A 16295-nucleotide genomic window follows, 5' to 3' on the forward strand; every position below is an offset into this window, starting at 1 on the left:
TCAACATACTCGCGGCCCGGGATCGGCACCGGCGGTCACGGCCAGCAACCACGCGACAGTGCCCAGCTCGGGAATGATCTCGGCGCTGATGTGTTCGGTCGCAGGGACTTTGAACATCCGCATGTTCACGCCGCGTTCGCAGTAGACACGGGCGATGTCGTCGATCGCCAGCTCGGCGGGCAGCAGTTGATCGGTGGTGGAGTGCCACATCAGCAGCGGGATGTCCGGGGTGTTCTCCGGTCGACCGAAGCTCGCCTCGGTCAACGCCGCGCGCACCGCCGGATGATCCAGTGCCGCTTGGGGATCGGTGAGATAGTCGGCTACCGGACGCAGCAGTGTCGACACGAACGTCGTGTAGAGGCAGCGGCCGTTCAGCTCCGCGGCCACCTGCTTGCCTTCGGGCGTGAGGTACTGCTGCAGAGCCTGATCGAACTCGGGGTACTCGCGAGCGAGGCCGAGAATCGCCAGCCACCCGGTGAAGTTGGCCTGCGGCTGCTGGCCCGACATCGCGAACGGTGCGATCGCGACCTTGTTGCCAGGGATACCGCCCTGCGCACTGCCGCGAAGATCGAGCTCAGGGGCGTAGGAACGTCGCTGTTCCGCCGCCGAGGCCGACGAATTGCCGCCACCGGAATAGCCCCACAGACCGACCGGCGACGCCTCGAGCCCCAGGCCGGCCCGCTGGGCGGCGCGGATGCCATCCAGCACCATCCGCCCCTCCGACGGCGACATGATCGTGTTCTTCTTGCCGTCGAAATCGGTCACGGCCACCGCCGCGCCCGCCGCCAGGAACTGGCCGAGCAGGCTGATCTCCTTCTGGAGCCCGGCGCGCAAGGTGTAAGAGGGGTTGCACTGTTGGCCGAGGCTGTCGATCGCCTCCTGATACGAAATCAGCGGGCGCGGGCCGGGGCCCAGCCACGGGATGCCGGGGGTGAGCACGGTGGTCGCGGTCGCGATCGGATTGTCGCGGGCGTCGGTGCTGCGGAACAGCAGTTGCGTGGTGTGCACGGGGACCGGAACGGCCAGCGCGTAGGTCTGCACGACGCGGGAGCGGATCACGTCACCGTTGGCGAAGCCGCCGAAATCGGCTGGATCCGCATACCAGGGGTCGTTGTCCGGGGTCGGGATCGGGACCACGGCCGGATACACCTGTGACTCGCTGGGCAGTTCGTCGGCGGTGGCCGGGCCCGCGAAGGCGGCGACGGCGATCAGCGGTAGGGCGATCGCGCCCCACCGTCGGGGGCGGGTGGTTGTTGCCGTGCGGCGCTGCATGGCGACTCCTTCAGTAGGTGATCCCGATTACAGCACGCGGTCTTATTCAAAACAAGAGCGCTTGTTCGAATTGGGTGATCGGTAAGCTGAGCAGCGTGACGTCGACCGACAACAGCACCAAGCCCCGCAGCGAAGGCGGGCGACGCATCCAGGGGTTGGACGCCGAACAGCGCAGAGCGCGCCGACGTGACCAGATCCTGTCCGCCGCGTTCGAGCTGATCGCCGCCGACGGCTACGTCAACACCGCGATCGAGCAGATCTGCCAGACCGCCTTCGTCGGCAACAAGGCCTTCTACGAACTGTTCGACAGCAAAGAGGCCTGCTACCTAGCCCTGCTCCAACAACTCAGCGACCGCTCCCAACAGGCGGTCGCGGCCGCGCTGATGGAATCCTCGGGCGAGCGCGACGAAGTGATCTCGGTCGTGATCGCCACCTTCGCCCACTCGCTGGTGGACGATCCGCGCGTGGCGAAGGTGACTTTCGGTGAGGCCAGCGGCATTTCGGCCAAAGTCGAAAAGCAACGTCGCACCAACCGTCGGTGGGCGGCACAATTTCTCGAAACCCTCTGGCGCGAATACGGTTTCGTGCCCGAGGGTGGGATCGACATCGACTTGCACGCGCTCGCGGTATCGACCATCGGCGGCCTGTTCGACACCGTCGCCGACTGGCTCCATCACACCGACGCGGGAACCTCGGGCGAAATCGACACGCTCATCAGAGATCTCATGTCGTTCGCCGACATCGTGCACTTGGGGTTGGCGGCCGCTGGGGCTCGTTCAACTAAGTGAACACTCGGCCCGACTTCCGGGCGGGCGGGTCAAGCCGACGCCCGTGATTGTTCGGCGGTGTACAGGCTGTGCAGGAACGACAGGGTGCAGTGGGCGACGGCTTCGGGGTGGGTCCACCACACGCCGTGGCCTGCGGTCGGGCCTGCGATCACCGTGGAGATGCCTGCTGCGCCGGTGAGGCGTTCGGCCAGCGATGACGCGTCGTCGGCGGTGCCGCCTGCCTGGTCGGCGTGACCGCGCAAAACCAGTGCTGGGCAATTGATTTCGTGCAGACGATGGGTGATCTCGTCACGGGTTGCCAGGGTTTCCCAGGCTGCGGTGGTGCGGGTGCGGCGCGGGTCGCCCAGCCAGCGGTTGATCCAGTGGTCCTGGTCCTGCGCGGTGCCGCCGATGAGTAGGGGAGCCAGGGCGCGGGCCTGTGGTTCCAGCAGGGCGCGTGGGTCGGTCCAGGTGGCGGCCATGGAGCGGTACTGCGCGGTTTCGTCGGCGGTGTTCGCGCGCGCTGTTGTCGAGGCCAGGATCAGCGCGCGGGTGCGGTCGGGATAGCGCAGGGCGAATCGCAGCGCGGTGTAACCACCCTGGCTCATGCCACCGACAGTGACGGGTCCTGCAATAGCGAGGTGGTCCAGCACGGCCGCGATGTCATCCGCGAGATCCCAATAGGTGAAGGACGCGGCGGGGTCGGCTTCGGTGCGCCCGAAACCCCGGGCATCAACAGCGATGACCCGAAAACCGCTCCGCACGAACATGTCCCGCGTGCGATCGAACATCGTCGCATCCATGAGAAACCCATGAGACAGCACGACCGGCCTGCCCACACCGGTATCGGTGAAGTGGATGTCGGCGTGGTTGTGGTGCACAGGCATGGTGAGACTCCCCCGGAGAGATGATGATCGATTCCAGGGTAGGGGGCGCGACGTTGCCGAGAATCGGTTTTGCGCAACGCCGGGTTCCACCCCGCACTCTTGTCGTCGTATGGCGACAAATGTTAATGTCTTCAAATGGCGACAATCGAGGTATCCAGACCAGACGACCTCGGTCCTGCCCTGCGCGAGGCAAGAATCGCCGAAGACGTGACTCAGCAGGCCCTGGCCTCGATGGCAGGCGTCGGCCGACAGTGGCTCAACGCGTTCGAGGCCGGCCAGAAGAGCTCCGCGCCACTGGACATGGTCATGCGCGTGATCTCCACCCTCGGCGTCTCCGTGAAACTCTCTGGCCGACCAACCACGCCGGTTCCCCTCGATGACGAGGATCCCGTCGACCTCGACGATCTTCTCGACGACACATAACAGACCCGACGATCAGGTCGGTAGGCGTCCCGAATCTCGTAGCCGTGAGCCAGGATTCAGGCGTTGAATCATAATCGCGGTCATCTCCTCGTGAGTGGTGAGGTTTCCGGCAGCGTCGTCGGCGGCGGTTTGCGTCAACTCTTCACGGAGGCGTTGGTTGGCGAATACGGACATCGTTTCCTGGATCGACTCCCATTCGCTGATGCCGACCAGGATCGCTCGCTCTCTACCGTTGTGGGTGAGAATGAAGTGGTCGTGCTCGCGGTCGGCTTTGTCGACCAGCTCGTCGAGTCGTGCCTCGGCTTCGCTGACGGGGATGGTGTCCATGTCCCGATCAGTCGGTGACGTAACCGTTGAGGCTGTTGCGGAGGTCGGTGAGGATGGCTCGGGCGGCGGTGAGACCTGTTGTGTGCCAGATCTTGTCGTCGACGGCGAAGACGCGTTTGTCGGTGGCGGCGCCGAGTTCTTCGAACTGGGTCGAGCGCAGGATCTTTTTGCCGTTGGCTTCGCCTTCGGGGCCTTCGAACATCACGTAGATGATGTCGCCTTCGGCCTTGGTGGCCAGGTCGGACTCGGTGATGTCGAAGGACGGGCCGCGTTGGGCGGTGGGGCGTTGGACGCCGACGTCGGAAAGGACTTGGGCGGCAAAGGTTTCGGTGCCTTGCACGGCGATGGTGTCGGGGGTGAAGCGCAGGACCGAGGCTTGGGATTGGGCTGCGTTGAGGGCGGGGCCCAGGTCGTGGGCCTCGGTGAGGTAGGACTGCATGGCGGTGTCGGCGGCGTCGCTGCGGTTCATGCCCGCGGCATAGGCGGCGAAGTCGGATTGCCAGCTGCCGCCCGCGCCGATCAGCACGGTGGGCGCGATCTTGCTCAGTGCGTCGTAACCGCCTGCGGCAGGGGCGATGTCGCCGAGGATGAGATCGGGTTTCAGTTCGGCGATACGGGCGGGATCGGGTGCGCCGAGCGGGCCGACACTGGGCACCTTCACCACGCCGTACCCCAGGTACATCGGTTGCGTGCGGTCGCCGTCGAGGGTGACCGCGCCCGCGACCCGCTCCCACAGACCCAACGCGCACGCCGCGTCCAACGCGGAGGTGGTGAGCACGACGATGCGCAGCGGGTCGGCGGGGACCTGCGAGACACCGGCGGTATGGGTGACCGTGCGGGTCGAACTCTGATCCGGCGCGCTGGGCAACGCGCACGCGGTCGCGGTATCGCGATCAGCACCCACCACACCCGCACCCGCGATATTGGTGGTGGTGCGAATGATCGTGCTCGCGTCGTCGTGCTTGTCCGCGCAACCCGCAGCGAGCGCCGCCGTGCACAGCAGGGCGACGGCGGCGATCGTGCGATGGAATCGGGTGCTCACCGGCATGCGGACGAGGGTACTGGGCGCAATCCGCGCTGCTGCGGTGGGCCGGTGGATCGCGGTCAACCCAGGCCGACGATTTCGACGGTGCCGGTGTCGCGGTGGGACATGACCACCAACAGCGCACCGGGCGCCCGAAGCAGCTGTCGATCGCTGAGGTCGGTCAGTGGCCCCACGGGCACGGTCGAGTCGATGGCGGCGGTGGCTGGGTCCCACGTCTGGACCACGTGCTGATCTGGGATGGCGCCGAGGCCGACGATCCGATCGGCGGCGAATATCGGATTCAGCATAGGGGAGACACCGCTGAGCGGGAGCGGAGCAGCGGGGCCGTCGAGGTCGACGATGTCGAGAGTCGCGCCACGCCCCTCGACGAGGATCAGGCCGCCCGCACCGCCGGTCGCGACGACATCGTCATCGGACTCGATGATCTCGGTGACGTCGATGTCGACGGCAGGCCGCAGCCACAGCTGACGTTGGCCGCCCTTCTGGAGCCACTGGACCGAGACGAATCCGTCCTCGAACGCGACCGCGTCACTGGAGATCACATACCGGGCGCCGGGTGCCGCGATCGTGCGGCGACCAGTCATCGAGCCGGAAGCCGGATCCCACGTTGTGACCGCGATGGTCGCAGAACCTCCCGAGCACACGAATATTCGATAGATGCGTGTGGCGGTGACCGCTTCGGTACTGGATTTCGATCGGCAGTCCTGCGGTGCGGCAGGCCCAGTCCACAACCGACGCCCGGTGCGGGCATCGAATCGCGACAACTCGTTCGCCTCGCTGCTGGTGATCAACAAGGCACCAGGAATCAGCTCGGACCGGGCTGCGGAGGGACGCCGGGTGAAATCGCTGTCGCTCCACAGCAATTCGCCCGTGAGCGAGTCGAAGGCAATCCAACCGCCGTTGTCCCACAGGGTGAGCACGACGCGCTCGGACTCCAATGATCGAGTGTCCAGCGGCGAATTTCGCACGGTGCCCGAGACCCGCCGATAGTGCCAGCGTTCGGCACCTGTCGCGCCGTCGTAGGCGGTGATCCCGTGCATGGACGAGACGACGAACCCCGCTCCGGCCGTGATGACGGAGTTGACCAGGGGGTCGGCCGCCACCGAGATCCGGAACTTCGCGGTGGCGATCCTGGCGGGTCCGGCAGGCACGGTGGTGTCGCGCGCTCGCACGTGGTCGATATTTCGACCGTCATCGCCCGCGTGCAGCGCGAAACCCGTCACGCCTGTACACAGGACCGCACCCAGCGACAACCCGACGGCGATCACCGGACGGGAGATCGCCAGCGCGCGCGGCTTCGACACCAGGGCGAACATCGCGATAGCCCCGCCGATGACCAGGATCAGTCCGGCGATCGCGAACGGGATACGGGTAGTGGCCACGGAGTTCGAGGTGAGCCGTTCATACGTCGACGGAATGTGCGCCGTGATGACGAACATGCCCGCACCGGCCAGTGCCAACAGCAGCGCGAGCACGCCGGCCGCCGTGGCACTGTCGGCGCCGGCATCCGGTTTGCGGCCGCGTACGACGACATAACCACTGATCGCGGCCACGACGACCCCGATGGCGAGGGTGCCCCAGACGATTCGGGCGGGAAATCGGCTGCTGTCGGGCTCATCTGACGGCAGGGTTATCGGCGCGAAGTATTGGCTGTAGAACGCTGCCGCGATACCGCCCAGCAGCAATACCGCACCGGTCAGGGCGGCCACCGTGATCAGTCGGCTCGGCGTGGACACGGCGCGTTCGATTGACGGCTCGTCAGACATCTTTCCCCCCGGATCGGTCACACGCCGCACCCCAGAACAGGTTCTCGGAAGACTCTGTCCGCAGCGTGCACCGAGCCTATCCGACGGTGCCGACATCTCGCCTCGCGTCAGCACCGTCGCCGATCATCGGCTCAGCGCGCGTTGCCGCCGATGCTGAAGTGCGCGCCCATCGGGTCCACGAGTCCGGCCAGGCGGCCGTAGGGGGTGTTCATCGGTTCGAAGGCGATGGTGCCGCCCAGGGCCACGGTCTGTTCGGCGGTTTTGTCGACGTCGTCGGCGCCGAAGTAGACCGTCCACGAGCCGGGGACACCTTCGGCGAGGTGGCCGGTGGCGTCGATGATGCCGCCGCCCATGGGGGGTACGGCGTGGATGGTGGTGTAGCGGAAGTCGTCGGTGTCGGCGACGGTGAGCAGGTCGCGCCAGCCGAAGACGTTTTGGTAGAACAGCAGCGACTGGTCGTAGGCGCGGGTCATCAGTTCGAACCAGGACGGGACGCCGATGTGGTCGTTCCATTCGCCGTCGGCCACGATGCCCACCGATTCGAAACCGGCGAACGTGTCGGGTTGCCAGACACCGACGCCGATTCCGCCCACGTCGGCGATCACCGCCATCGCGCCCAGGTCGCCGATCGCCATCGGTTCCACGATCACATTGCCGCCGGCTTCGCTGGCCTTGGCCGTGGTCGACAGCGCGTCGGGGGAGTTCAGGTAGACCGTCCACCGGTCGGGGTACGGGTCGCCGGGATCGTCGTGCCGACCCATCGCGCCCGCGACCGCACGGCCGTCTTTGCGCAAGGTGGTGTAGCCACCGAACTCCTCGCCGCCGCGTTCGGCGGTCCAGCCGAACAGGTCGCCGTAGAAGGCGATCGCGCGGTCGAGATCGGTGGTGTAGAGGTCGACCCAGGTGGGATCGCCGGGTTTCGGACTGAACGACATGACTCTCCTCGGCTGAAGGGGTAGCGCATTCAGACGCTGACACGTGCGGGCGTCGTCATCGATCATGACGCGCCGGGCGCCGAAAAGTCATCGCCGACAACCATTGCACCCACGCGACCTGCGGAGGAAGATCGGGAACGCGAACTACGGCGCGCCGAATACGACACAGAGTAGGACCCGCGCGGAATGCTGCGGCAGCACGGTTTACGATTCACTCCAACGCATGTCTGCTGCTGTTCGTTCCCGAAACGTGGCCGACGCTTGCGAGTGACGTACAGGCATCTTCAGGAGGATCAGTGACTGCGGTAGAGCCCAGGCCAGTCCCTCAGTTGGAAGCGACTCGACCGTATCCGGCTCGGACCGGGCCCAAGGGTTCGTTCCTCTACAAGGCGGTCACCACCACCGACCCCAAGGTCCTCGGTGTGATGTACCTGGTGACGGCGATCAGCTTCTTCCTGGTCGGCGGACTCATGGCGCTGCTGATGCGCGCCGAGTTGGCCCGACCGGGTCTGCAGTTCCTTTCGCCGGAACAGTTCAACCAGCTGTTCACCATGCACGGCACGATCATGCTGCTGTTCTACGCCACGGCGATCGTGTTCGGCTTCGCCAACATCATCTTGCCGCTGCAGATCGGCGCCCCCGACGTCGCCTTCCCGCGACTGAACGCGTTCAGCTACTGGCTGTACCTGTTCGGCGGCACCATGGCGACCGCGGGCTTCGTGACCCCCGGCGGCGCGGCGGACTTCGGCTGGACGGCGTACGTGCCGCTCACCGACATCCTGCACTCGCCCGGCGTCGGCACCGACCTGTGGATCCTTGGCCTGGCCGTGTCGGGTCTGGGCACCATCCTCGGTGGCGTCAACATGCTCACCACCGTGGTCTGCCTGCGCGCACCCGGCATGACCATGTTCCGCATGCCGATCTTCACCTGGAACATCGCGGTCACCAGCGTTCTGGTGCTGCTGGCGTTCCCGCTGCTCACCGCGGCGCTGTTCGGTCTGGCCTACGACCGCCACCTGGGCGGTCACATCTACGACCCGGCCACCGGCGGCATCCTGCTCTACCAGCACCTGTTCTGGTTCTTCGGCCACCCCGAGGTCTACATCATCGCGCTGCCGTTCTTCGGCATCGTGTCGGAGATCTTCCCGGTGTTCAGCCGTAAGCCGATCTTCGGTTACACCACGCTGGTCTACGCGACGCTGGGTATCGCGGCGCTGTCGATCGCGGTGTGGGCGCACCACATGTACGCCACTGGCGCGGTGCTGCTGCCGTACTTCTCCTTCATGACCTTCCTCATCGCGGTTCCGACCGGTGTGAAGTTCTTCAACTGGATCGGCACCATGTGGAAGGGGCAGTTGACCTTCGAGACACCGATGCTGTGGTCGATCGGCTTCCTGGTCACGTTCCTCTTCGGTGGTCTGTCGGGTGTCATCCTGGCCTCGCCGCCGCTGGACTTCCACGTCACCGACTCGTACTTCGTCGTGGCGCACTTCCACTACGTGCTGTTCGGCACCATCGTGTTCGCGACCTTCGCCGGTATCTACTTCTGGTTCCCGAAGATCACCGGCCGCATGATGGACGAGCGTCTGGGCAAGTGGCACTTCTGGACCACCTTCGTGGGCTTCCACACCACGTTCCTGGTCCAGCACTGGCTGGGCGCCGAGGGCATGCCGCGTCGCTACGCCGACTACCTGCCCTCGGACGGTTTCACCACGCTGAACACGATCTCCACGATCGGCGCGTTCATCCTCGGTTCGTCGATGCTGCCGTTCATCTGGAACGTGTTCAAGAGCTACCGCTACGGCGAGGTCGTCACGGTCGACGACCCGTGGGGTTACGGCAACTCGCTCGAGTGGGCCACCACCTGCCCGCCGCCGCGCCACAACTTCTACGAACTGCCGCGGATCCGGTCCGAGCGCCCCGCGTTCGAGCTGCACTACCCGCACATGGTCGAGCGGATGAAGGCCGAAGCGCACGTGGGCTGGGGCTCGAGCAAGCACACGCACGTCTCGGAAAGCGCGCTCGCGAAGAAGTAAGACACCACCGAAAGACCAGGGTGTGCACCTGCTGGGTCACCAGTAGGTGCACACTCTTTTTGTGGGTAATCGAACGGAGCAGATCGACTTGGCCAGCACCACAGTTCTCGTGACCGTCACCGGACCGGACCGACCCGGCGTCACATCGGTGCTGCTGGCGACGTTGTCCCGGCACCAGGTGAGCCTGCTGGACGTGGAGCAGGTGGTCATCAGGGGTCGACTCACCCTCGGCGTGCTGGTGTCGTGTCCCAACGACCCGGAGGCGTTGCAGGACGAGCTCGAAGAGGCCATGAACACCGTCGGCATGCAGGTCGACGTGTCGGTCGACGCGCAGATCGGCAAGCCGCCGATGTCCACCCACGCCATCGTGGTGTTGGGCGCACCGGTCACCGCGCGGGCGTTCAGCGCGATCTCGCGCGAACTGGCCACCCGCGGCGCCAACATCGACTCCATCCGCGGCATCGCCGACTACCCGGTGGTCGGCATGGAACTCATGGTCACCGCCACCGACACCACCCCCGAGGGCGACGCGCGCCTGCGCACCGCCCTGGCCGAGGTGGCCGTAGCCGAGCGGGTCGACATCGCCGTCGAACGGGCCGGACTGGCACGACGTGCCAAGCGCCTGATCGTGTTCGATGTGGACTCCACCCTGATCACCGGTGAAGTGATCGAGATGCTGGCCGCGCACGCCGGCGTCGAGGAGCAGGTCCGCGAGGTCACCGAGGCGGCCATGCGCGGCGAGATCGACTTCGCCGAATCGCTGCGTCAGCGAGTGGCCACCCTCGAGGGTCTGGACGAGTCGGTGATCGACGAGGTCGCCGACCGGATCGAACTGACGCCCGGCGCGCGCACCACGATTCGCACGTTGCGCAGGCTCGGCTTCCACTGCGGTGTGGTGTCCGGCGGTTTCCGCCAGGTGATCGAACCCCTCGCGCACGAGCTGGAACTGGATTTCGTGCAGGCGAACACCCTGGAGATCATCGACGGCAAGCTCACCGGACGGGTGGTCGGCGAGATCGTCGACCGGGCGTTCAAGGCGACCGCGCTGCGCAAGTTCGCCGCCGAGGCGGGCGTGCCGATGGAGCAGACCGTGGCGGTCGGCGACGGCGCCAACGACATCGACATGCTGAACGCGGCCGGACTCGGCGTGGCATTCAATGCCAAGCCCGCGCTGCGTGAAGTGGCCGACACGGCGCTGTCGCATCCGTACCTGGACGCGGTGCTGTTCATCCTCGGCGTCACGCGCGACGAGGTCGAGGCCGCGGACGCGCGCGACGGTGGCGTGCGACGGGTGCCACTTCTCGGGAGATAGGTCCTACGCGACGTAGAGTGACCACACAGGCACGTCACCGCTGGTCACGGGAGGTTGTTGTGCGTAGGACATTGCTGGTTGTTGCCGCGCTGACTGCGCTGGTCGGGTGTGGTGACGACAAGGCGCAGCCCTACGACGTCACCCAGCCGGCCACCGTCGCGCCCCAAGCCGGGCTTGCCCCGTTGACGATCGAGCAGTCGGCCAACGGCACGACTGTCGAAGCGACTGCGGGTCAGCGGGTGCTGGTTCGCTTGCCGCAGGACCCCGCCTCGATCCAGCAGTGGGAGCAGATCAACGACGAGCCGGGCGCGGTGGTCGCCGACGGCGGGCCGACCAGCGAGGGCGGCACCGTGGTGTGGCCGTTCCGCACGGTCGAGCGTGGTGTGACCATGCTCGAGTTCACCTACGGGCCCGGCGGTCAGCTGTCGGTCGACCCCGACCCCACGTTCGTCGTCGAGGTTCGAGTGAGTTAGTGCGGCGGGTCGCCGAGCAGGTGCGGCGGTGTGGCATTGGGTCGCTCGCGATGCACGAATGCGGTTCGCAGCCCGTGGTATTCGCTGTTGTCGGCGAAGAAGTTCTCGAGCATGTGGGCCATTTCCTCGGCGCGGTAGGTCGCCAGTGGTTTGACCGCTTCGTCGGCTGCGAGCCTGCGCTTCTTCTCGACCAGGCGGGTGGTCAAGTCGGGATCGCGGGCGAGCAGGCCCGCGTCGCGACATACTCGCGCACGGAAACCCTCGGGGTCGCCGGCGATCACTCGGTCGATCAAGCCGAGCGCAGCGGCTGAGCGAGCGCCCAGCGGTAGTGGTTCGCTGGTCAGTCGGGTTGCGGTGGCCGCGCCGACTCGACGGGGCAGCGAATAGGTCCAGTACTCCGAACCGTAGAGCCCCATCAGCTCGTAATGCGGGTTGAGCACCGACGCCTCCCGGCACCACACTTCGTCCGCGGCCAGCGCGAGCATCACCCCGCCTGCTGCGGCATTGCCCGCCAACGCCGCGATCACGAAGGTGTCGGTGGTGGTGAGGATGGCTTCGACGAGGTTGTTCATCGCGCTGATATTGCGCAGCGATTCCAGGGCGGGATCGGGTGCGGATTCGATGACGTCGAGGTGGATGCCGTTGGAGAAGAAGTCGCGCGGGGAACCCAGCACCAGCACGCTCACCGAGCGCGCGCACGCGTCGCGGTAGGCGGCCAGCAGTTGTTCGCACTGCTGGGTGCTCATGGCGCCGCCTGCGAAGCTGAACTCGAGGAAGCCGACGCCGTCACGTTCGCGGTATCGCACTTGCGACCAGGTGTCGCGGGAGGCGGCCGCGGAAGGGGTGATCGGCACTTCGGGCACGTCGATCATGTTGTCGCGCAGCACTTCTGCTGCAGCCTGTTTGAATGGCCTTGGGCCGCCAGCGGTTCGGCGTGCGCGCAGGTGTGTGAGCCAGACGGCGCCGTCGACGGTAGCGCGGCAGATCGCGCCCTCCCTGGTGGCGATCACCGCGCCCGGATCGCCGCGCAGCTGGTCCTCGTTGTGGCCGCCGTGCAGGAAGTACTGCGTGCCGAACAGCTCGTCGAGCACGCCGGGTTGGGAGTCCGCGGCTCGCAGGGTGCGCAGGATGTCGGCGGTGGTGTCGGCGGACCAGTCGATTCGGCGGCGGTCCTGGCTGTAATAGGGGCGCAGGCAGCCGCGCACGTCGGGTCGGGTGTAGTCCAGGGACTCGGGTTCGTAAGTGCCACTGGCGAATCGCTCTACCGACAGCAGCACCGCCTCTACGGCCGCATCGGACACCTCGTTGCGGTACAGCTCGCTCTTGCCGCAGGCAGTGACCGGGAACGGCACGGATGCCCAGATCGGACCCGCGTCCATTTCCGCCTCGGCCTGCAGCACGGTCACGCCCCATTCGCGGGCGCCGGTACTGATCGCCCAGTCCAGCGAGGACGGGCCACGGTCGCCCTTCGGTCCGGGATGCACGATCAGTACCGGGTGGGTGGTCCAGATGTCGCTGGGTATGGCGGTGGTGAGCATCGGGGCGATGATCAGATCCGGCGCGAATCGGGTTACCCCCGCGCGGAGCTGGTCGTCGTCCAGGGCGAGTTCGACGCCGAGGTGGTGGCCGCGGGCGCGTAGTTCCGCGTGGATGCGTTGGGATAGGCTGTTGAATGCGCTGGTTATCAAGAGAATTCGCATGATCTCCCCTTTTCGATCGCAGATCTAGGCGTATGAACCGGTCGGTATCCGGGGTTCATATTCCGCTGATTACGGTATCCGAAGTGGGCTTCTCCGCGCCCGGGATTGCGGCAAAAGGGCTTGACTGGAATATTTACATTCGCAGGTCAGGGCGCTATAAGGCCAATTAATCTCTAATTCTGATAACGAATTGATTGCGCAATTCCGAGCGTCGAGCCCGGATCGAAATAGAATGACGACCGGTCTGGAAGTGTAATTCGCAACGAATTCGATCTTCATATCGGTTCGAGGCGTCGGCTATCGACCGGCATCGTCGCATCTCGGCTATTGATCATGCGAATTCCGCGATGAGGCCCACGGCCTGCGGGGCCACACGAACCTGTCGCCCGGCTCAATTAGGCTGATTCATCGACATGAGCGACGAACCAGACAGCACCGAGCAGATCACCGACGACCCCGCCGCGTTCGCCCAGCGCCACGCCGAACTCGCGCGCGGCTACGGCGGCGCGGGTGACCCCGACGACCCGGCGATGGTGCAGGCCATGCAGATGGTGCTGCACATCCCCAAAGCCGAACCGCCGGTGCGTAGTTCGCTACTGGAAGCCGCGGCGGCCGCCGCGGTGGCGGTGTGTATGGACCCGCGCTCGGGGCCGGGCGGGGAGTGGGAGCCGCGGTATCTGGCGTGGAAACGGTCGCGGATCAGGAAGGTCGCGCGACGGGCGCGCGGGGCGCAGTGGCTGGCGGCAGGTGAGGTCGACGGGGTGACGGTCGAGGTCGACGGCGCGCAGGCGCGGGCATTCGTGCCGGGCCCGGTCGGCGACATCGACACGCGCATCCGCAAGCTCCAAATCGGCGGCACCGACCTCGAACACGACGAACCGGGTCCGGTGGATCCCACCCTGCCGGTGCTGTGGGTCAACGCCGCGTTGGAGATGTCGGTGGGCAAGGCTGCCGCGCAAGTCGGTCACGCGAGCATGTTGTTGGCGGGTGCGCTGCCCCTTGACGCGGTCGCGGAATGGGCGCGGCACGGGTTCGGTTGCGCTGTGCGCGACGCCGATCCGACACAGTGGGCCGAGCTGGTCGCCCAGGTGACCGCGGGCCGCGCGGTCGCGGTGCGCGACGCCGGGTTCACCGAGGTGGCGCCCGGTTCGATGACGGTGATCGCGGTCCCCGCACAGGCCTGAGGTTCGACACGCGCGGGCGAATCCGACGGTTGGATTGCGGTTTTCGCGACTCGCCGCAACAGCCGCGTGTGACATCGCCGCCACGCGGGTATACGTAACGCACAGCGCATCGAGGCACAGGGAGGTTCCGCGATGATGACGACGATTGTGGTGATCCTGATCGTGTGGGTTGTGCTGTCGGTGCCCGTGTCGTTCGTCGCCGCGCGGATGTTGCGCACCGAAGTTCGCAGTCCGCGTGAACCGGTGACATCGAGAACCGACGAAACCCACACGGGGTGGTCGCTGCGCTGAGCGCTCGCGTGGGCCAAGATGGAGCGCGTGTCGCAACCCGATCCCGATCTGCTCATCGACTTCTCCGACGTGACCATCCGCCGCTCGGGCCGAACCCTGGTCGGCCCCGTCTCCTGGCAAGTCGAGCTCGACGAACGCTGGGTGGTGCTCGGCCCCAACGGGGCGGGCAAGACCTCGCTGCTGAGAATGGCTGCCGCCGAACTACATCCGACCTCCGGTGTGGCGAACCTGTTGGGGGAGACCCTGGGTCGCGTCGACATCAGCGAACTCAAACCCCGCATCGGGTTGTCCTCCGCGGCGGTGGCCAGCCGGATCCCGGTCGACGAGAAGGTCAGTGACCTGGTGGTCTCGGCCGGCTACGCGGTGCTGGGCCGCTGGCGCGAACGGTACGAGGACATCGACACCGAACGCGCCGTGGACATGCTGGAAACCCTGGGCGCGGAACATCTTTCCGATCGCACCTACGGCACGCTGTCCGAAGGCGAACGCAAGCGAGTGCTGATCGCGCGCGCGTTGATGACCGATCCCGAACTGCTGCTGCTGGACGAACCGGCCGCGGGTCTGGACCTGGGCGGTCGGGAGGAACTGGTCGAACGGCTCGGTGATCTGGCCGCCGATCCCGACGCCCCCGCGATGGTCTTGGTGACCCACCACGTCGAGGAGATTCCGCCCGGCTTCACCCACGCGCTGTTGCTCAAGGAGGGGGAGGTCGTCGGGCAGGGGTTGTTGGACGACGTGCTCACCGCCGAGAATCTGAGCAACGCGTTCAGCCAGTCGATCGCTTTGGACCGGGTCGACGGGCGTTGGTTCGCGCGGCGGGCTCGTCGTTCGGGCGGGCATCGACGGCGCAGCTGAGCCGCGTGCCGACCTGATCGCGCGCCGTCGAGGAAGCGTGGGCCGGTCGGCGCTACGAGCGGACCCGGAAGGCACTGATCCGAACACGCCCACGACCAAGCGGGCGTTAGGGTGCTGAACGGCTGCGTTCGCGACAGGCAGCCTGCTGGTCCGGTCGACAGGCCGGTGCTCGCCGGACAGTCGGTTCGGTGGTGGAGAGGAACGGTATGAGTGAGTCCGGGGTCCCCGCGCGGGACGCGTCGACGGTGATGCTGGTGCGCGACGGCGACGCGGGCATCGAGGTGTTCCTGCAGCGCCGGGTCAGCGGGATGGCGTTCGCCGCGGGAATGACCGTGTTCCCCGGCGGCGGTGTCGACGCGGCCGACGGGACCGCTGACATCGCGTGGGCCGGCTCCGAACCTGCTTGGTGGGCAGCACGTTTCGCCACCGACGAACCGACCGCGCAAGCCCTGGTGGCCGCAGCCGTGCGCGAAACCTTCGAGGAATGCGGTGTGCTGCTGGCCGGGCCGACCGCGGATTCGGTCGTCGACGATTCGACGGTCTATCGCGAGGCCCGCGGTCGGCTCGAGCGGCGCGAACTGTCGCTGGCCCAGTTCCTCGCCGCCGAGGGGCTGGTGTTGCGCGCGGACCTGCTGCGCCCGTGGTCGAACTGGATCACCCCCGAAACCCAACCGCGCCGCTACGACACCCGGTTCTTCGTCGCGGTGCTGCCGCAGGGCCAGATCGCGGACGGGGCGACCTCCGAGGCCTCCGACGTGGTCTGGCAGACGCCGCAGGCCGCGCTGGACAGTTGGCGGGCGGGGGAGTCCGTGTTGATGCCTCCGACCTGGTCGCAGTTGGACGCGCTGTGCGGATTCGCCGACACCGCCGCGGTGTTGGCCGCCGAACCTGTCATCGAGCCGATCATGCCCAAGCACTCGCCGGGCACGCCGGGTCGTCCGCTGTCGGACTTCCCCGACAACGAACGGTATTTCGCGCAGCTGCCGCAGATGGGTGCACTGGGCGGCCGGTAGGTTGACGTC

General features: G+C 66.6%; 16 protein-coding genes. 9 read left to right on the forward strand and 7 right to left on the reverse strand.

Features of this window, described 5'->3' with window-relative positions; genetic code table 11:
- Nucleotides 1-1272: a lipase family protein gene (locus tag ACFWVD_RS04125; protein ID WP_379240461.1), complete on the reverse strand. Its 1272-nt coding sequence runs from the start codon at nucleotides 1270-1272 to the stop codon at nucleotides 1-3.
- A gap of 95 nt (nucleotides 1273-1367) precedes the next feature.
- Between ACFWVD_RS04125 and ACFWVD_RS04130 the strand changes: the two genes are divergently transcribed.
- Nucleotides 1368-2060 carry a TetR/AcrR family transcriptional regulator gene (locus tag ACFWVD_RS04130; protein ID WP_379240462.1) on the forward strand — a complete coding sequence of 231 codons (693 nt, stop codon included), beginning with the start codon at nucleotides 1368-1370 and terminating at the stop codon, nucleotides 2058-2060.
- 29 nt (nucleotides 2061-2089) lie between these two features.
- On the opposite strand, the gene ACFWVD_RS04135 is transcribed toward ACFWVD_RS04130, so the two are convergent.
- Entirely contained in the window at nucleotides 2090-2926 is an 837-nt protein-coding gene (locus ACFWVD_RS04135; protein WP_379240463.1) for an alpha/beta fold hydrolase, read from the reverse strand.
- A 135-nt stretch (nucleotides 2927-3061) separates the two neighbouring features.
- Between ACFWVD_RS04135 and ACFWVD_RS04140 the strand changes: the two genes are divergently transcribed.
- Nucleotides 3062-3349 (forward strand): helix-turn-helix domain-containing protein, encoded by a 288-nt coding sequence (locus ACFWVD_RS04140; protein WP_379240464.1) that lies wholly within the window; start codon nucleotides 3062-3064, stop codon nucleotides 3347-3349.
- A gap of 12 nt (nucleotides 3350-3361) precedes the next feature.
- Here ACFWVD_RS04140 and ACFWVD_RS04145 read toward each other — a convergent pair whose 3' ends face one another.
- From ACFWVD_RS04145 to ACFWVD_RS04160, 4 genes are all read right to left on the reverse strand, one after another.
- A complete protein-coding gene (locus tag ACFWVD_RS04145; RefSeq protein ID WP_379240465.1) occupies nucleotides 3362-3676 on the reverse strand; it encodes a type II toxin-antitoxin system Phd/YefM family antitoxin in 315 nt (104 codons plus the stop codon).
- Between the two features lie 7 nt (nucleotides 3677-3683).
- Nucleotides 3684-4724: an ABC transporter substrate-binding protein gene (locus ACFWVD_RS04150; RefSeq protein ID WP_379240466.1), complete on the reverse strand. Its 1041-nt coding sequence runs from the start codon at nucleotides 4722-4724 to the stop codon at nucleotides 3684-3686.
- A gap of 56 nt (nucleotides 4725-4780) precedes the next feature.
- Nucleotides 4781-6457: a PQQ-binding-like beta-propeller repeat protein gene (locus ACFWVD_RS04155; RefSeq protein ID WP_379240467.1), complete on the reverse strand. Its 1677-nt coding sequence runs from the start codon at nucleotides 6455-6457 to the stop codon at nucleotides 4781-4783.
- Nucleotides 6458-6618: 161 nt separating this feature from the next.
- Nucleotides 6619-7422, reverse strand: a complete 804-nt coding sequence (locus tag ACFWVD_RS04160) for a VOC family protein (protein WP_379240468.1) — start codon at nucleotides 7420-7422, stop codon at nucleotides 6619-6621.
- Between the two features lie 296 nt (nucleotides 7423-7718).
- Here ACFWVD_RS04160 and ctaD point away from each other — a divergent pair, with 296 nt between their 5' ends.
- The 3 genes from ctaD (at nucleotide 7719) to ACFWVD_RS04175 (ending at nucleotide 11243) form a co-directional block, all read left to right on the forward strand.
- Nucleotides 7719-9458, forward strand: a complete 1740-nt coding sequence (gene ctaD / locus ACFWVD_RS04165) for a cytochrome c oxidase subunit I (protein ID WP_379240469.1) — start codon at nucleotides 7719-7721, stop codon at nucleotides 9456-9458.
- An 82-nt stretch (nucleotides 9459-9540) separates the two neighbouring features.
- Entirely contained in the window at nucleotides 9541-10770 is a 1230-nt protein-coding gene (gene serB, locus ACFWVD_RS04170) for a phosphoserine phosphatase SerB (RefSeq protein ID WP_379240970.1), read from the forward strand.
- Between the two features lie 59 nt (nucleotides 10771-10829).
- Nucleotides 10830-11243, forward strand: coding sequence for a hypothetical protein (locus tag ACFWVD_RS04175; RefSeq protein ID WP_379240470.1), 414 nt, complete (start codon nucleotides 10830-10832; stop codon nucleotides 11241-11243).
- Here the strand turns inward: ACFWVD_RS04175 and ACFWVD_RS04180 are convergent.
- Nucleotides 11240-12943, reverse strand: a complete 1704-nt coding sequence (locus ACFWVD_RS04180) for an enoyl-CoA hydratase-related protein (RefSeq protein WP_379240471.1) — start codon at nucleotides 12941-12943, stop codon at nucleotides 11240-11242. The genes ACFWVD_RS04175 and ACFWVD_RS04180 overlap by 4 nt on opposite strands.
- A gap of 413 nt (nucleotides 12944-13356) precedes the next feature.
- Here ACFWVD_RS04180 and ACFWVD_RS04185 point away from each other — a divergent pair, with 413 nt between their 5' ends.
- The 4 genes from ACFWVD_RS04185 (at nucleotide 13357) to ACFWVD_RS04200 (ending at nucleotide 16286) form a co-directional block, all read left to right on the forward strand.
- The gene (locus ACFWVD_RS04185) at nucleotides 13357-14127 is read left to right on the forward strand and encodes an aminoacyl-tRNA hydrolase (protein ID WP_379240472.1); all 771 of its coding nucleotides are present in this window, start codon (nucleotides 13357-13359) and stop codon (nucleotides 14125-14127) included.
- Nucleotides 14128-14259: 132 nt separating this feature from the next.
- Complete coding sequence (locus tag ACFWVD_RS04190; protein WP_379240473.1) at nucleotides 14260-14418, forward strand: hypothetical protein; 159 nt, start codon at nucleotides 14260-14262, stop codon at nucleotides 14416-14418.
- Between the two features lie 18 nt (nucleotides 14419-14436).
- A complete protein-coding gene (locus tag ACFWVD_RS04195; protein WP_379240474.1) occupies nucleotides 14437-15273 on the forward strand; it encodes an ABC transporter ATP-binding protein in 837 nt (278 codons plus the stop codon).
- Nucleotides 15274-15479: 206 nt separating this feature from the next.
- A complete protein-coding gene (locus tag ACFWVD_RS04200) occupies nucleotides 15480-16286 on the forward strand; it encodes an NUDIX hydrolase (RefSeq protein ID WP_379240475.1) in 807 nt (268 codons plus the stop codon).
- Nucleotides 16287-16295: the final 9 nt, after the last annotated feature.

The sequence above is a fragment of the Nocardia sp. NPDC058666 genome (assembly GCF_042714895.1).
GTDB lineage: Bacteria > Actinomycetota > Actinomycetes > Mycobacteriales > Mycobacteriaceae > Nocardia.

Coding starts and splice junctions, on each gene's coding strand:
- ACFWVD_RS04145 (WP_379240465.1), bottom strand. CDS start 3,676: ATGGACACCATCCCCGTCAGCGAAGCCGAGGCACGACTCGACGAGCTG.
- ACFWVD_RS04200 (WP_379240475.1), top strand. CDS start 15,480: ATGAGTGAGTCCGGGGTCCCCGCGCGGGACGCGTCGACGGTGATGCTG.
- ACFWVD_RS04150 (WP_379240466.1), bottom strand. CDS start 4,724: ATGCCGGTGAGCACCCGATTCCATCGCACGATCGCCGCCGTCGCCCTG.
- ACFWVD_RS04160 (WP_379240468.1), bottom strand. CDS start 7,422: ATGTCGTTCAGTCCGAAACCCGGCGATCCCACCTGGGTCGACCTCTAC.
- ACFWVD_RS04125 (WP_379240461.1), bottom strand. CDS start 1,272: ATGCAGCGCCGCACGGCAACAACCACCCGCCCCCGACGGTGGGGCGCG.
- ACFWVD_RS04195 (WP_379240474.1), top strand. CDS start 14,437: ATGGAGCGCGTGTCGCAACCCGATCCCGATCTGCTCATCGACTTCTCC.
- ACFWVD_RS04135 (WP_379240463.1), bottom strand. CDS start 2,926: ATGCCTGTGCACCACAACCACGCCGACATCCACTTCACCGATACCGGT.
- ACFWVD_RS04140 (WP_379240464.1), top strand. CDS start 3,062: ATGGCGACAATCGAGGTATCCAGACCAGACGACCTCGGTCCTGCCCTG.
- ACFWVD_RS04185 (WP_379240472.1), top strand. CDS start 13,357: ATGAGCGACGAACCAGACAGCACCGAGCAGATCACCGACGACCCCGCC.
- ACFWVD_RS04180 (WP_379240471.1), bottom strand. CDS start 12,943: ATGCGAATTCTCTTGATAACCAGCGCATTCAACAGCCTATCCCAACGC.
- ACFWVD_RS04190 (WP_379240473.1), top strand. CDS start 14,260: ATGATGACGACGATTGTGGTGATCCTGATCGTGTGGGTTGTGCTGTCG.